A 15,198-nucleotide genomic window follows, 5' to 3' on the forward strand; every position below is an offset into this window, starting at 1 on the left:
CGGCTGCCGGCCGTCTGAGTCCGTCGCACTTTTTTTTAATAAGCGATCCCGAGGCCGCCGCGTCCGCTTATAAATCGTCGCCGTCGAACTTCCAGAGACCGACCAACGGCGGGGCGATCGTCCAGAACACGAGCATCGACACCGCCGAAATCTGCTGGTTCACGGTCTCGCCGCTGAACAGCTGTTCGCCGAGGAACGCGTTGGAAAGCAACTCGACGCCCGTTATCGGGTTCGCGACCTGGAGGAACACGCTGACCTGCTGTTGTGACGCCGGTAGGCGATCGACCACCCCGCTCGCGGCGTCGAGGAATTGCCCGGTGATCGCGCCCCACAGCATCACGAACAGGACGTAGATCGCGACCCCGCCGATGAGCGCCCGCCGCTGTGTCGTCGCTGCGGCCGAGCAGCCGACCGCGATGGCGACGAAGACGATCCCGAGGACCGCGGCGAAGACCGTGTATCCGAGGTACGAACCGGCGTTGAACGTTTGGATGTAGCCGAACTGAGAGAGCGCGAGCAACACGATCGCCGGGAGGAGAAAGCCGGCGAACACCGCGAGTGACAGCGCGGCGCCGCGCCCGGCCACCTTTCCGAACACCACGTCTGCACGGGAGTGCGGGAGAGAGAGCAGCAGCTTCAACGAGCCGGACTCACGCTCGCCGCTGACGGCGTTGTATCCGACGACGACGGCCACGAGCGGGACGAGCGTCGTCACGAGGAACGGGCCGACGGCGACGCTCAACAGGAACTCCGTCCCGAACTGCTCTCCCGGCGGCGTGAAGACGTACGCGAACACGGAGACGAGCAGCGAGAACAGCGCCACGAGGATCAACATCCCGCGCGAGCGCACCGTGTCCTGGAAGTCCTTCTCCGCGATGGCGGGGAGGCTCACGCGTCCACCTCCTCGTCTGCGGCCTTTGCGGTATCCGCGCCGTCCGCGGCGGCTCTGTCAGCGTCCGCGCCGTCAGATTCTGCCACGTCGCCCTCGGTGTACGCCAAGAAGAGGTCCTCCAGCGACGCCTCCCGGGTGTGGAAGTCGTTCACGGCGACGCCGGCGTCTTCCAGCGCGCCGATGACGCGGGTCTTCGCGTCGTCGGCACAGCTCACCACGAGGGTGTCGCCGTCGCGGTCGACGCGGCTGACGCCGTCGAGGCCACGGACCGCCTCGATGGCCGCGTCGCTCGTGCCCTCCGCGTCGCCGCCGCCGATCGAGATCTCCAGCGTCTCCTCGCCGCCCACGGCCTCGCGGAGGCCCTCGACGGAGTCCTCGGCGACGAGCTCGCCGTCTCGGAGGATCCCGACGCGGTCGCAGACGGCGTCGACCTGTTCGAGGATGTGGGAGGAGAAGAAGACGGTCGCGCCGCGGTCGGCCTCGCGCTGAACGATCTCGCGCATCTCCTTCGCGCCCGCGGGGTCCAGTCCGGAGGAGGGCTCGTCGAGGATGAGGAGGTCGGGCTCCCCGACCAGCGCCATCGCGAGCACGAGCCGCTGGCGCATCCCCTTCGAGTAGCCGCCGGCCTTCCGGTCGGCGTCTTCGAGGATTCCGACCCGATCGAGGAGGGCGTCGGGGTCGTCGTCGGCCTCCTTCGATTTGACGGCGAACTCGACGTGTTGTCGCCCGGAGAGCCGGTCGTACACCGAAAATCCGTCGGGGAGGACGCCGGTCCGCTCGCGGATCGCCACGCCGTCGGCCGTGGCGTCCTGTCCGAGCACGCGCACCGTCCCCTCGGTCGGCCGGACGAGGTCGAGCACCATGTCGATGGTCGTCGACTTGCCGGCGCCGTTCGGACCGAGGAAGCCGTACACCTCTCCCTCTTCGACGGTGAGATCGAGGCCGCGAACGGCCGTGACGTCGGCGAACTCCTTCGTCACGCCCCGCAGTTCGATGGCGGTCATACCCCTCGTTCCCGCGTCTCAGGATAAAGGGTTGCGGGTCGACGCGCGGGACGTCCGGGGCCCTCCCCTCTCCTCGGCGACCGCGTCGCTGAACCAAGTTTACAAATATCTGACATGTATCTTTGGAATCAATAAAGAAATATTTCTATTTTACTGTCTATTTTATGTTCGAGGAAATTAATTGATAAGATAATCAAAAGGCACTATTTCAAGACAAAAATCCAGAAAGTATGTTTGTGTCGGAACAAAGTTTTAAATATTAATGTTTAACACATTCATTGGAATGGCTCCGGTACCACTTCAATCAGCTGTCGAATTTACGCATAGTCCACTATTAACTTTCATAATTGGCCTGATAATTGTGGTCGCCCTGCTGGTGTGGTTGGATCTCCCGGCGTTCATTGGGCTGATCATCTCGGCGTTCCTGATCGGCGTGGTGAACACAATCTTCGTTGCGGACTTCACCGCCGCCGACGCCGGCAGTCAGGTCGCGACGGCGTTCGGTAACGGAATGGCGGGGATCGGGATACCGATCCTCATGGCTGCGGTCATCGGGAAGGGAATGCTGGAGAGCGGCGCCGCCCAACGGGTCGTTCGCGGATTCCAGAACGTGCTCGGCGAGGACAACTCCGACGTGGCGCTCTTGGGAAGCAGTTCGGTGCTCGCGGTTCCGGTGTTCTTCGACAGCGTATTCTACCTAATGGCGCCGCTCGCGCGCTCGATGCGGGCGCGTGTCGGCCGTGACTACACGTTGTTCATCGTCGTCGTCGGGGCGGGAGCCGCGACGACGCACGTGTTCGTTCCGCCGACGCCCGGCCCGCTCGCGGTCGCAGACCAGGTCGGGAGCAACCTCGGAACGACGATCCTCGTCGGACTGGCGGTAGCTATCCCGGCGGCGATCGTCTCCGGCCTCGTTTACGGTCGCTGGATCAACAACCGGCTCGACATCCCGCTGCGAGACACGATGGCGACCTCGACCGAGGAACTGCAGGAGGTCGCCGACCGGTCGACCAGCGAGCTCCCGGGGATGATCGAGTCGCTGGCGCCGATCCTGCTGGCCGTCCTGCTGATCGGGTCCTCGACGTTCGTTAACACGTTCCAGGAGGTCGTTCCGGCCCTGGCCTCGCTGCAGCCGATCACCGACTTCCTCGGGAACAAGAACGTCGCACTGACCATCGCCGCGCTCGCGGCCGCGTACACGTTCTACCGCTTCGAGAACCTGACTCAGAGCGAGTGGAGTGACGAACTCACCGAGGCCCTGAAAAGCGGCGGGAACATCGCCGCGATCACGGCGGCCGGCGGGGCGTTCGGCGCGCTGCTCGCCGCCTCCGGAATCGGTGACTACCTGGCCAACGCGCTTCAGGAAGTGGGGATCGGCCTGCTCGTCACGGCGTGGCTCATCGCCGCGATCGTCCGCATCGCGCAGGGGTCCGCCACGGCCGCGATGCTGACCGCCGCGGGGATCATGGCCCCGCTCACCGGGCAGCTGACCGTCCACCCGGCCTACCTCGTGATGGTCATCGGCGCGGGCGGGAACATCTTCTCGTGGTTCAACGACTCCGGCTTCTGGCTCGTCAGCGAGATCGGGGGGCTCACCAAGACGGAGACGCTGAAGACGTGGACCGCTCTCACGACGATCATCTCCGTGACGGGGCTCATCACCGTGCTAATCCTGTCGACGGTCCTCCCGCTCGCCTGAGGCGAGCGGTCTCTTTGTAATCGAGCGAGCGACATCCCCCTCGTTCGGTCTTGAGAACCGACGCGAGGGCCGCGGCGCTACTCCTCGTCCGCCGGCGGCCACGCGACCCCGCGCTCGGCGAGGAGGGCAGCGAACTCCTCCTCGTCGACGACCGGCACGCCCTCCGCGTCGGCGTCGTCGCGCTTCGACCGTCCCGGATCCTCGCCCGCGACGAGGTAGTCCGTGTTGCCCGAGACGCTCGACGTGGCGTCGGCGCCGTGCGCCTCCACGTGCGACTGCGCCTCGCTCCGCGTCGTCGACAGCGACCCGGTGAACACGAAGGTGAGCCCGTCGAGCGCGTCGCCGGTCTCGGCGTCTACCGGCTCGGGGTCGACCCCCCGCTCGCGAAGTCCCGCGATCGCGGCCCGGTTCTCCTCGGTGTCGAGGAACCGACGGATCGATTCGGCCACCTCGGGCCCCACGTCGTCGACCTCGCGGAGGTCGCTCTCGTCGGCGTCGAGCAGAGAGTCGAGGTCGCCGAAGTGCGCCGCCAGCGCCCGCGCTGTCGTCGCCCCCACGTCCGGGATCCCGAGCCCCGCGAGGAACGCGTCGAGCGGCGGGTCGCGGGTCGCCTCCAGCTCGCTGACCAGGTTCGCGGCGCTCGTCTCGGCCCACCCGTCTAGCTCGGCCACCTCCTCCGCAGTCAGGTCGTACAGGTCCGGCAGCGACTCGACGAGCCCGGCCTCTCGGAGCTGCTCGACCCGTTCGGGGCCGAGGCCTTCGACGTCGAGCGCGTCGCGGCGCGCCCAGTGTTCGATCGCCCGGTCAAGCTGCGCGGGACAGCCGAGCCCGCCGGTGCAGAACGCGAGCGGGCCGTCGCGTTCGACGGGCGCGTCACAGATCGGGCAGGTCTCGGGGAACGCGTACGTCCCCTCGGAGCGTTTCTCGATCACCTCGGGCACGTACGGGATCACGTCGCCGGCGCGGTAGATCCGCACGCGATCACCGACGTTCACGCCGAGCGCCTCGATCTCGGCGGGGTTGTGGAGCGTCGCCCGCGAGACGGTGACCCCGCCGACGTCGACCGGATCGAGCTCGGCGACCGGCGTGAGCCGCCCCGTTCGACCGACCTGCACGGTGATCCCCTCGACCGTCGTCGTCGCGGTGCGGGGCGGGAACTTGTAGGCGAACGCCCAGCGCGGCGCGCGCGCCGTCGACCCGAGCGCCTCGCAGGCCTCGCGGTCGTCGACCTTGATCACGACGCCGTCGATCTCGTAGTTCAGGTCGTCGCGATCGCTCGCGAGCCGGTCGCGGTACTCGATCGCCCCTTCGATGTCGTCGACGCGGTCGACTCGGTCCGTCCGGCGGAGCCCGAACGCGTCGAACGCGTCGAGCTCGGCCCAGTGGGTGTCCGGGCGTGCGGGAGATTCGGCGTCGGCTTCCCGCTCGTCTCGTCCCGCCTCCTCACCAGCGGTCACCCACTCCAACACGTCGAAAAAGAACACGTCGAGCGGGCGCTCCGCGACGACCGCGGGATCGAGCTGTCGGAGGGTGCCGGCCGCGGCGTTGCGGGGGTTCGCGAACGGCTCCTCGCCGCGCTCGATCAGCGCCTCGTTGTACGCCGCGAAGGCGTCACGCGGCATGTACACCTCGCCGCGGACCGCCAGCGTGGCTGGGGGATCGCCGCGGAGCCGGTCGGGAACCGATCGGATCGTCCGGACCTGTTCCGTCACGTCGTCGCCCTCGACCCCGTCGCCGCGGGTCGCCGCCCGAACGTACTCGCCGTCCTCGTAGACGACTTCGACGGAGAGGCCGTCGAACTTCGGCTCGCAGACGTACGCGGCGTCGTCGGAGTCGAACCCCTCCGTTTCGAGTCCGCTGCGGACTCGCCGGTCGAACTCCCGGACCGCATCTGCCTCCACCGCGCTGTCGATGGAGCGCATCGGCGCGACGTGCTCGATCGTCTCCAACTCGTCGAGCGGCTCGCCGCCGACTCGACGGGTGGGCGATCCCTCGGTCGGAAGGTCGAACGCCGCCTCCAGCCGCTGGAGCCGCGTGAACAGCCGGTCGTACGTCTCGTCGGCGATCAGCGGATCGGCCGCGACGTAGTACCGGTGATCGTGCTCGCGGATCGCCGCCCGGAGGAGCGACGCCTGCTCCGCCGCTTCCTCGGCCGACAGCGACTCGGCCGGCTCGAACTCTGTCGGCGGCGACTCGACGTAGGGGTTCTCGTCCGGATCCGCGTACCGGGTTGGAGAGCCGGTGGGGGACGGGCTCGTCATTGGCCGATCCTTGCGGCGGCTCGGGGTAAAAACGTGCGTTCGACGCCCGTGTTCAGGCCACTCGCTCGCCGCCTGCGAACACCGTTTCCGGCTCCTGCCACGCCGTCACGTCGTCGGTCGGGTCCGCGTCGAGGACGACGAGGTCCGCGCGGTACCCCGACGCGACGCGCCCCACGTCGTCGAGCCCGAGGAGGTCGGCGGCGTTGACCGTGGCCGCCTCCAGCGCGCCCTCGGGCGAGAGACCGTAGTCGACCATGTACTCGAGCTCGTTCGGGATGTCCGCGAAGAAGTTGAACGGCGTGCCCGCGTCGGTCCCCATCGCGATCGACACGCCCGCGTCGAGCGCGTGGTCCCAGGCGTCGTCGAAGTGCGCTGCGGCGTCCTCGGCCTTCGCGACGGCCTCCTCGGGGATCCCGGCGTCGGTCCCGTGATCGACGATGCCGCGGAGCGCGCTCGCCGTCGGCACCCAGTAGGTCCCACGGTCGGCCATCATCTCGGCGGCCTCGCGGTCCATGAACGTCCCGTGCTCGACGCTCGTGATCCCCGCCTCGACCGCGTTCTTGATCCCGACCGCACCGTGCGCGTGGGCCGCGGTTGGTGTGTTCGCCGGCGCGGCGGCGTCGGTGAACGCCGACAGCTCGTCCGGCGTGAGCTCCGGCGCGCCGGTGACCGCGCCCTCGGTGAGGACGCCACCGGTCGCCATGCACTTGAGCACGTCAGCGCCGTCCTTGAGCTGCTCGCGAGCCGCTTTTCGGACCTCGGCCGGGCCGTCGGCCTCGCGTCCGAACCAGTTGCCGTGACCGCCGGTCATGATCACGTTACGGCCGCACGCGCGGACTCGCGGGCCGACGAGCGTTCCCTCGGCGACCGCCTCTCCCGCGTCGAGCGCGAGCCTCCCGCGCGCTCCGAGGTCTCGGACCGTCGTCACGCCGGTCTCGACGGCGTCTCTGAGGTTTCTCGCCGTGCGGTAGCTCGCGGTGTAGTCGCTCTCGCCGACCGCGGTGGCGACGTCGGGTCGCCCGTCCATCATCGCGTGGACGTGCGCGTCGATCAGCCCCGGTGCGACGACCGTCCCTGACACGTCGACCTCGGTCGGCTCGGCGTCTCCGTCGAACTCGGTCTCGACGTCCTCTCCGACCGCGACGATCTCGCCGTCCGTAACCGCGACGTCAGCCATTCGTGTCCCGTCGGCGTCCACAACACGCCCGCCTCGCAGTAGGTACATGCTCCGCAGTGGGCGCTTCGACGGGTAAACGCTCGGGTCGCGGTAGTCCTATCGCATCACGCAATCTGAATGTCACTCACCCACACATATATGAGTCAGGGTGTCGATTTCGCCTCCATGGCAACAGACGATCAATCCAGGTCAGGCGGCGGATTGTACGAGCGGCGCATCGGCACTCCGACGACCGACGACGAAGTGAACGGGTACTGGTTGTTTGCGTTCGGGGTGCTCGTCGGAATTCTCGGCATTCTCGCGTTCCTGTTCACGGAGCCGGCGACGACCGCTCGAGGGATCGCGTACGCGCTCGCGGCGCTGGCGCCGCCGTTCCTCATGCTCGGAGCGGTGATACGGTTCCCGCTCCGTCGAACGGGGACGTATCTCGGCTATTCGGGGGCGATTCTCAGCTTCGCCGCGGTCGTCTGGTTCGTGAACATCTTCCCGGGCGGCTGGCTCACGGCCTCCGGCGACTTCGCGGTGATCTCGCTGTACGGGATCGGGCTCCTTCTTATCGGGCTCGCCGGCTCGGTGGTCCCGCTGCTGTCGGACCCCGTCTACGAGGACTACGAGCGGATACAGGCCGAGACGGCCGCGACGGCGGCGGAGCACGACGCGACGAGCACCGAACTCGAATCGACTCGCGAGGAGCTGCAGGCGGTGCGGAACGAACTCGCTGCCGCCGAGGAGCGCGTCGAGGAAACCGAAGCGGCCGCCGAGGCCGCCCGAGCCGAGGCGGCGGCGCTTCACGAGAGCAAGGCGCGGTTCGAGACGTTCGAGGACGCGGGCGGTAAGGCGCGCTGGCGGCTCCGACACCGCAACGGAAACGTCATCGCGACCGCCGGACAGGGGTACAGCAGCCGCGGGAAGGCACAGCAGGGGCTCCACAGCGTGCGGCGGAACGCGCTCGGAGCCGGGCTGCTCCGGATCGAGACGTCGATCGCCGAGGCCGACTCGGTCGCGGCGGACGACGGGCCGGAACCGGACGACGCCGAGGAGCCCGACGTGGCGATCCCGATCGACGACGAGGATATCGCGAGCGACGCGACGTTCGAGCTGTTCGAGGACGCGGGCGGCGAGTGGCGCTGGCGGCTCCGCCACGACAACGGGAACATCATCGGCGACTCCGGCGAGGGATACGCCTCCAAATCCAACGCGAAGCGCGCGCTCTCGCGGGTCCGAGACCACGTCGCGGCCGCGGATTACCTCCGGGTCGATCCCGCCGCGTTCGAAGTGTACCGAGACAAGGGCGGGCAGTGGCGCTGGCGGCTCATCCACGAGAACGGGAACGTACTCGCCGACTCCGGCGAGGGGTACTCCTCGCGGTCGAAAGCCCGCCAGGGGCTCGACAGCGTGCGGTCGAACGTCACCGACGCGGCCGTCGATGACCTCGACGCCGACACCGAGACGACCGGAGCCGACGCCGACTCATCCAACGCGGGCGCCACGTTCGAGCTGTACGAGGACAAGGCCGCGGAGTACCGCTGGCGGCTCCGACACCGCAACGGCAACGTCATCGCCGACTCCGGCGAGGGGTACGCCTCCAAGTCCGGCGCGAAGGACGCGATCGAACGCGTTCGCAAGCACGCCGCCGCCGCCGACGTGCTGGAAGTCGGCAACGCGGCCTTCGAAATCTACGAGGACGCGGGCGGTGAGTGGCGCTGGCGGCTCCGCCACCGCAACGGGAACATCCTCGGCGACTCCGGCGAAGGCTACGCGTCGCGGTCGAGCGCGGTCGAGGCCGTCACGAACGTGAAAAGCGACGCACCCGGCGCCGGCGAAGAGACGGTCGAGTAGGACCGGCGACGAGGTCATCGGTCAGGACCGGTCGCGTCGACGGACGCTTTTACGTGGCAATCACGACGCCGCCAACAGCTTCAGCCGCAGCTGCCGCTCGTCGACCTCATATTTAAAGGACGGATGGCCGTCGATGAGGACGTAGGGGACGCGCTCACCGTACTCCGCGGCGGTCTCGGGGTCCTCGTCGACGTCGACCATGTCGAGATCGATCGCCACGCCGAGGTCGGCGGCGGTCTCCTCGATCGTCTCGCGAGCGGCGACACAGAGCGAACAGTCCTCGCGCGTGTACACGGTGATCGGGACCGGCGGCGCGTCGGCGGACTCCTTGTGCGTGCCGTCGTCCGCGTCCGCGGCTGCGCTGTCCGTATCCGTGGTTGCGCCGTCGACCTCGCCCGCGGTCGTGCCGTCCGCTCCGTCCGTCTCGCTCATACTCCGACTTGCGCCGACGGCGACGAATCGCTTTCGGTCACGATCGGAACGGGTCCGCTGCCGCGGACGAGCAGAGACATAACGGCGTTCGCGACCCGTCGGCCCGCAACGACTCAGAACACGCCGCGGTCGCCGTCGAGCTGTTGGCGACCGCTGATAATGCTCGGGGTGCCTCCCGTCTGGATGATGTTGAACGCGGTCATCAGGTCCGAGCGGGAGATGATCCCGACGAGTTCGTCGCGTTCGTTGACGACCGGCAGCCGACCGACGCCGTTCTCCTGCATCGTCTGGAGCGCGGTCATCGCGTCGACGTGCGGCCCGATCCCCACGACGTTCTTCGCCATTACCTCTCCGACGGTGTACGCGTCTCGCTCGACTTCACGCACGGATCGAGCGTCCTCCAGCGTCACCATCCCGACGAGGTCGCCGCGGCTGACCACGGGATACCCCGTGTGGCGCTCCTCGAACATCCGACCCATCAGCTCGGCGACGGAGGTGTCCTCGGTAACGGTGTGAAGGTCCTCGCGCCGAGTCATCACGTCGTCGACAGTGACGCCCTGGAACGCGGCCTTCAGCGTCGTCTGCTGGGCCTCGCCGGAGGCGGCCATGTAGATGAAGAAGGCGAGCACGATAAGCAGCAGCTGAAACGTGAACAGGCCGACGAGTCCCATCACGAACGCGAATCCCTTCCCGATCGAGGCGGCCTGCTGCGTCGCCTGCGCGTGCGGCTGGCTCCGCGCCAAGAGCGCGCGCAGCACCCGGCCGCCGTCCATCGGGAACGCGGGGAGCATGTTGAACACGGCGAGCACGACGTTGAGGAGTGCGAGGTAGCCGAAGACGAAGAGTACGGCGTCTGCGCCGACCGGCGCGAAAGCGAAGACGACGTAACAGACGACGCCGACCGCGACGCTGACCACCGGCCCGGCGATCGCGATCCAGAACTCGTGTTTCCAGTCCTCGGGGAACTCTTTGAAGCTGGCCAGTCCGCCGAGCAGCCACAGGGTGATCGAGTCGATCTCGTAGCCGTACCGCATGGCGACGAGCGAGTGGCCGAACTCGTGGAGCAGCACGCCCCCGAACAGCCCGAGCGCGGCCGTCAGTCCGAGCACCCACGGCGTGAGTCCCGCGTTGATCGCGGCCGGATCGATGCCTGCGTTGAACGTCGCGTTCATCACTTCGGCTATCGCCCCGACCTGCGCGCCGATGAGGTAGGCGAACAGCGGCAACACGATGAGAAACGTCCAGTTCAGTCGGATCGGGATCCCGACGACGGTCCCGATCTTGAGTCCACGCATACCCTCGCGTTAGTGTGGTGCCGATTTAAACGTCCGGGGCGCGGCTTGGGTCGCCCGTCCGATGAACTGACCCGGAGCACTCACCCGTCCCGCCCTGCGACCCTTTATATTGAAACGCGGGCAACGCCTCTCCATGACCAACGCGACGGACGATGACGCCGACCCCGGCCGCGCGCCCTCGACCCCGACCGATCCGGTCGTAACACGCGGCGACGAGATCGAGTACGAACCGATTGCCGCCGCCGAAGGACTCCGCAAGGGTGTTCTCCTCGACGAGTCGGACGGCGCACCGCACTTCGCGATGCGCCGATTCGAACTCGACGCGGGGGCGTCGGTCCCCCGACACACGAACGCGGTCGAACACGAGCAGTACGTGCTCTCCGGCGAGTACGTCGTCGGGATAGGCGACGAGGAGCACCGGGTCCGGACGGGTGACGCGCTGCTCATTCCGGCGGGCACCGAACACTGGTACCGGAACGACGGCGACGAGGACGGCGCGTTCATCTGTGCGGTCCCGAACGGCGACGACGAGATCCGACTCGTGGAGTGACGGTAGCGGTCGGCTGATGGTGCCCTACTCGATCGTTCCGACACGCTCGGCGACGTAGCCGAACTGGTCGCGGTAGCCGTACGGCGACAGTAACACGGGATAAAACGGCTCGTCGGCGCGGATCGGGTCGCCGTCGGCGGCCGCGAACCGGTCGCCCGCCTCGACGCGCTCGAAGTTACGCGCGAACACCTCGTACTCCTCGGCCTCCGGCTTCGGGATCCGGTCGCGGAGCCGGAACACCGCGACATCGTCGCGCCCGCCGGCGTCGACCACGCCGTCCGCGCCGGGCGCCGGCAACACGCCGGTCGCGGTGAGAAACGCCCGAGTCAGCCAGTAGGCGTTGTCTGCGGCCCCGTCAGAGCCCTGGAGGCCAGCCTCCACTTCGAGGGTGTGGGGATGCTCGATCAGTCTGCCTTCGGTGAAGGCGTCCGTCTGGATCACGACCTCTACCGGGAGGTGCGGCGCGACCGCGCGGGCGACCTCGTCCATCGAGTCGATCACGGCGAACGGCTCGGCGTACGACTGCGTCGAGTGGATCGCGAGAGTGGTACACCCCGCGACTTCGTCGAGCAGGCGGGCGGCCATCCGCTCCTCGCGTGCGTCCGAGTCGGGGTCTCCGGGGAACGCGCGGTTGAGATCGGTGTCGAGGTACCGCACGCCGGCGTCGAGCGCCGGCTCGTTGGCGATGATCAGTCGGACCGACCGCTCCACATCGGGGTCCGTATCGAGGAGCCGGCGGACCGCACGGGCGCCGCAGGGCTCGTCGCCGTGGATCCCGGCGACGACCGCGACCTCGGGCTCGCCCGCGCCGAGTTCGTACACGTCCATACCACCGACAGGCGACCGGTCGATAAGTGGCGTTCGGATCGGTCGCGCCCCGCGGACGTGGGGTTAGTGTGACTCATCGATCCGCTCGGCGTACTCGTAGTCGGCCGGATACGCCTCGGGGCGGGCGTCGTCGATCGCGATCCGCCAACCGTCGACCGCGGACGGGTCGTCGAGCGCGGCCCGAAGCGTCTCCCGCACGTCGTCGACGTCGACCCCGTAGAAGTCGCTCGGCACGCCGTGGAGGTACTGTAACGCGGTCTCGAACAGCGACCGCATCCCGGCGTCGTTCTCGAAGTCGACGCGCTTGTACGCCCCAGCCGCGACCTGAACCATCCCGTGAAGGAAGGCGCTCTCGGTGGTCCCGCTCCCGTAGTTGTACCACTCGTCCTCGAAGCAGTCGTGCGACTCGTGGTACGCGCCCGCGTTGAACAGGCGAACGCCGTGCTCCGTCGCCCGGCGGAGCGTGGCGTGCTCCCAGTACCCGCCCGCGAGCCGGACCTCGTGGCCTTCCCCGTCGCGACCCTTCTCGTCGGGGTCTGCGGCCTCCGACTCCGCATCGGTGGCGTCCGGCTCCGCGTCTGCGGCGTGCCACCCCGTCGGGTTCCCGAGCGGCGGGGCGACGCCCGGATCCCGGGTGTGATCGTCCATGTGAACGGTTCCCGCGTGCAGCGACCTAACGGTTTCGCGCTCGGACGCCGCCGGACCGAACGGTTCTTTCCCCGGCCGGGCGTCGAGTCGGTCGATGGATCTGGGACTCCCCTTCGCGATCGGGGCCGCGGTCGTCTGGGGCGTCTACATCTTCGTGCTCAAGCGCTCCTTCTCGGGATATTCGCCCGCCGGACTCACGGTGCTCATCAACGCGGCGGCGATCGCGTGGTTCCTCCCGGTGACCGTCGCGACCACCGACCTCGGGGAACTCGGTCTCGGGGGATCTGACCCCGCCGCCGACCCCGCCGGGACGCTCGTCGCTCTCGCTAGGTCGATCGCGGCCGTCGACCCAGCGATCGTCGCCGTCGTCGCCGGTACCTCGGCGGCGACCGCCGCCGCGTTCGTGCTCTTTCTCCGCGCGATCGCCGAAGGCGACGTCTCGTACGTGACGCCGATCAACAAGGTCGTCCCGATGTTCGTGCTCCCGCTCGAAGTCCTCCTGCTCGGGCAGGTGTTGACGCCGGTGCAGGTCGCCGGCGTCGTCGTCGCCACGGCGGCCGTGTACGTCGCGAACTACGAGCCCGGGAGCCTGCTCGCGCCGATCGTCAGCGCCGTCCGCTCCCGACCGGCGCAACTCGCGCTCCTGAGCGCGGCGTGTTACGCCCTCAGCGACCTCGGGAAGCGGGTCGCGCTGCAGGAGCTCGCGATCCCCGGCACGCTGTGGGTCCCGCTGCTGCTCGGCGGCGTCGCGCTCGTGCTTCTCCCCGCGGCGATCCGAAATCCGCCTGCCGTGACCCGCCGCGATGCGCCGAAATTCGTCGCCGCGGGTGCGCTCGTCGCGCTCGGCGAGCACCTGACGACCGTCGCGTTCGCGGCGTTGCCCGCGAGCATCGCCTCGCCGGTGATCAACACGCAGGCGATCGTCGCGGTCGTCCTCGGCGGGGTCATCCTCGGGGAGCGGTACTTCCGTATTCGGCTCGTGGCGGCCCTCCTCGCCGTCATTGGCGTGACGATGATCGCGTTGTAGCTCGGTTGAAGCGGACGATTCTTGCTGTTGAAGCTGTCACCTCCGCCACAAGCGTCGATCGTGCCCGTACCGACTGTCGCGCCCGCCACGTTCGCCGACCCCAACACACCTTACCGTGGAGCCCGGAGGAAGGGACATGCAGCGGCACGGAGACCGAGATCCGGGGTACGCCGAGTCGATCGTCGACGCGCTCGGCGACGGCGCGTACGTCCTCGACGCGGACCGGAACCGCGTGTTCGTCAACGAGCGGCTCCGCGAGGTGACGGACTTCGGCGACTCGGTGCTCCACGGGAAACACCCGGAGCGAGTCGTCGCCGAGGGGTACTGGAGCGAAGAGATGGGCGACCGCTACCGCGCGGCCGCCGAGCGCGTGCTCGCGGGCGAGTCCGCGGACGAACGCGCCGAGCTGACGACGACGCTCGGCGACGGATCGACGGTGACGACGGAGACGCGGCTCACGCCCCTGATCGAGGACGGGAGCGGGTCGAGCGACGGCGAGGTGATCGGCGTGATCGGCGTGATCCGCGACGTCACCGAACGCGTCGATCGCGAGCGCGAACTGGAGCGGCTCAACGAGCGACTCGAACGGCTCGCCGGGTTCCTCTCGCACGACCTCCGGAATCCGCTTTCGGTGGCTAAGGGGTATCTCGATCTGGCCCGCGAAACGGGCGACGTCGACCGAATCGATCCGGCGGACGACGCGCTCGACAGGATCGAAGTGCTGATCGACGACGCGCTGGTCATGGCGCGGGATCCCGACGCGATCGAGATCGACGGCGAAGCGATCGACCTCCGCGAACTCGCGACCGACTGCTGGGACTCCGGTGACTTCGGTGATCCGCCGGCTGACGCCGCCCTCGTCGTCGAGGACCCCGGCCCGGTCTGGGGAGATCGAGACCTCCTGCGGCGGGCCGTCGGGAACCTGATCGGGAACGCACTCGATCACGCTTGCGAGGCGCCGAGGGTTCGGGTCGGCGTCGACGCCGACGGGATCTACGTCGCCGACGACGGCACGGGGCTCTCGGGTGACGAGCGCGAGGCGGTGACGGGATTCGGCGTCTCGAACGGGGGCGGCACCGGGATCGGGCTCGCTATCGTTGAGCGCGTCGCGGCCGCTCACGGGTGGACGCTCGAACTCGGCGAGTCGCCGTCGGGCGGCTTCGAGGCCCGACTGGTCGGCGCGGAACCGACGGGATAAAGGGGTGGCCCGCCGAACCACCGTCCGCGTGCGAGGGTAGCCAAGCCCGGAAACGGCGGCGGACTCAAGATCCGCTCCTGTAGAGGTCCGTGGGTTCAAATCCCTCCCCTCGCATCGCCGGGGTCCACGCCCCGTGATGCGGAAGACGCTCTCGGAGCGCTCTTCCCTCGCAAAACTTCTCGAACTCGGCGAGCGGCGGCTATTTATATCTCTGATCGGGAACCCACGCCGTCTATATCGACCGGTGAGCCACACCTACACGACGCGGTGGCGCACGCCGTGAGCGGGCCTTCGGCCCGCGAACGACCGTGCGAGGGAGTCGCGGGGGGGGGGGGGGGGGGGGGGGGG

General features: G+C 68.5%; 13 protein-coding genes and 1 tRNA gene. 6 read left to right on the top strand and 8 right to left on the bottom strand.

Annotated elements, in window-relative coordinates; all coding sequences use genetic code 11:
- Positions 1–67 precede the first annotated feature (67 nt).
- Positions 68–892, bottom strand: a complete 825-nt coding sequence (locus ACNSN4_RS09285) for an ABC transporter permease (protein WP_418285537.1) — start codon at positions 890–892, stop codon at positions 68–70.
- Positions 889–1,896 carry an ABC transporter ATP-binding protein gene (locus ACNSN4_RS09290; RefSeq protein ID WP_418285538.1) on the bottom strand — a complete coding sequence of 336 codons (1,008 nt, stop codon included), beginning with the start codon at positions 1,894–1,896 and terminating at the stop codon, positions 889–891. Before ACNSN4_RS09290 ends, ACNSN4_RS09285 begins: the two co-directional genes overlap by 4 nt.
- Before the next feature lie 283 nt (positions 1,897–2,179).
- Between ACNSN4_RS09290 and ACNSN4_RS09295 the strand changes: the two genes are divergently transcribed.
- On the top strand, positions 2,180–3,595 hold the full coding sequence (locus tag ACNSN4_RS09295) for a GntP family permease (protein ID WP_418285539.1): 1,416 nt from the start codon (positions 2,180–2,182) through the stop codon (positions 3,593–3,595).
- A 77-nt stretch (positions 3,596–3,672) separates the two neighbouring features.
- Here the strand turns inward: ACNSN4_RS09295 and ligA are convergent, their stop codons facing one another.
- Both ligA and ACNSN4_RS09305 read right to left on the bottom strand, forming a co-directional pair.
- A complete protein-coding gene (ligA, locus tag ACNSN4_RS09300) occupies positions 3,673–5,856 on the bottom strand; it encodes an NAD-dependent DNA ligase LigA (RefSeq protein WP_418285540.1) in 2,184 nt (727 codons plus the stop codon).
- Between the two features lie 52 nt (positions 5,857–5,908).
- A complete protein-coding gene (locus ACNSN4_RS09305) occupies positions 5,909–7,081 on the bottom strand; it encodes a metal-dependent hydrolase family protein (RefSeq protein ID WP_418285541.1) in 1,173 nt (390 codons plus the stop codon).
- Positions 7,082–7,198: 117 nt separating this feature from the next.
- Between ACNSN4_RS09305 and ACNSN4_RS09310 the strand changes: the two genes are divergently transcribed.
- Entirely contained in the window at positions 7,199–8,872 is a 1,674-nt protein-coding gene (locus ACNSN4_RS09310) for an HVO_2922 family protein (RefSeq protein WP_418285542.1), read from the top strand.
- 60 nt (positions 8,873–8,932) lie between these two features.
- Here the strand turns inward: ACNSN4_RS09310 and ACNSN4_RS09315 are convergent, their stop codons facing one another.
- Positions 8,933–9,304, bottom strand: a complete 372-nt coding sequence (locus tag ACNSN4_RS09315) for a glutaredoxin family protein (RefSeq protein ID WP_418285543.1) — start codon at positions 9,302–9,304, stop codon at positions 8,933–8,935.
- 113 nt (positions 9,305–9,417) lie between these two features.
- A complete protein-coding gene (locus tag ACNSN4_RS09320) occupies positions 9,418–10,599 on the bottom strand; it encodes a M50 family metallopeptidase (RefSeq protein ID WP_418285544.1) in 1,182 nt (393 codons plus the stop codon).
- A 133-nt stretch (positions 10,600–10,732) separates the two neighbouring features.
- Here ACNSN4_RS09320 and ACNSN4_RS09325 point away from each other — a divergent pair, with 133 nt between their 5' ends.
- Positions 10,733–11,149 (top strand): cupin domain-containing protein, encoded by a 417-nt coding sequence (locus ACNSN4_RS09325; protein WP_418285545.1) that lies wholly within the window; start codon positions 10,733–10,735, stop codon positions 11,147–11,149.
- A 24-nt stretch (positions 11,150–11,173) separates the two neighbouring features.
- Here ACNSN4_RS09325 and ACNSN4_RS09330 read toward each other — a convergent pair whose 3' ends face one another.
- Together ACNSN4_RS09330 and ACNSN4_RS09335 are read right to left on the bottom strand one after the other, a co-directional pair.
- Positions 11,174–11,977 carry a M14 family metallopeptidase gene (locus ACNSN4_RS09330; protein ID WP_418285546.1) on the bottom strand — a complete coding sequence of 268 codons (804 nt, stop codon included), beginning with the start codon at positions 11,975–11,977 and terminating at the stop codon, positions 11,174–11,176.
- 63 nt (positions 11,978–12,040) lie between these two features.
- A complete protein-coding gene (locus ACNSN4_RS09335) occupies positions 12,041–12,625 on the bottom strand; it encodes a DUF309 domain-containing protein (protein WP_418285547.1) in 585 nt (194 codons plus the stop codon).
- 94 nt (positions 12,626–12,719) lie between these two features.
- Here ACNSN4_RS09335 and ACNSN4_RS09340 point away from each other — a divergent pair, with 94 nt between their 5' ends.
- The 3 genes from ACNSN4_RS09340 (at position 12,720) to ACNSN4_RS09350 (ending at position 14,964) form a co-directional block, all read left to right on the top strand.
- On the top strand, positions 12,720–13,652 hold the full coding sequence (locus ACNSN4_RS09340) for an EamA family transporter (RefSeq protein ID WP_418285548.1): 933 nt from the start codon (positions 12,720–12,722) through the stop codon (positions 13,650–13,652).
- Positions 13,653–13,788: 136 nt separating this feature from the next.
- Entirely contained in the window at positions 13,789–14,850 is a 1,062-nt protein-coding gene (locus ACNSN4_RS09345) for a sensor histidine kinase (protein WP_418285549.1), read from the top strand.
- A gap of 30 nt (positions 14,851–14,880) precedes the next feature.
- Positions 14,881–14,964: transfer RNA gene (locus tag ACNSN4_RS09350), tRNA-Leu, on the top strand.
- The last annotated feature ends 234 nt before the right edge of the window (positions 14,965–15,198 follow it).

Source organism: Halorubrum marinum (assembly GCF_048381195.1).
Classification (GTDB): domain Archaea; phylum Halobacteriota; class Halobacteria; order Halobacteriales; family Haloferacaceae; genus Halorubrum.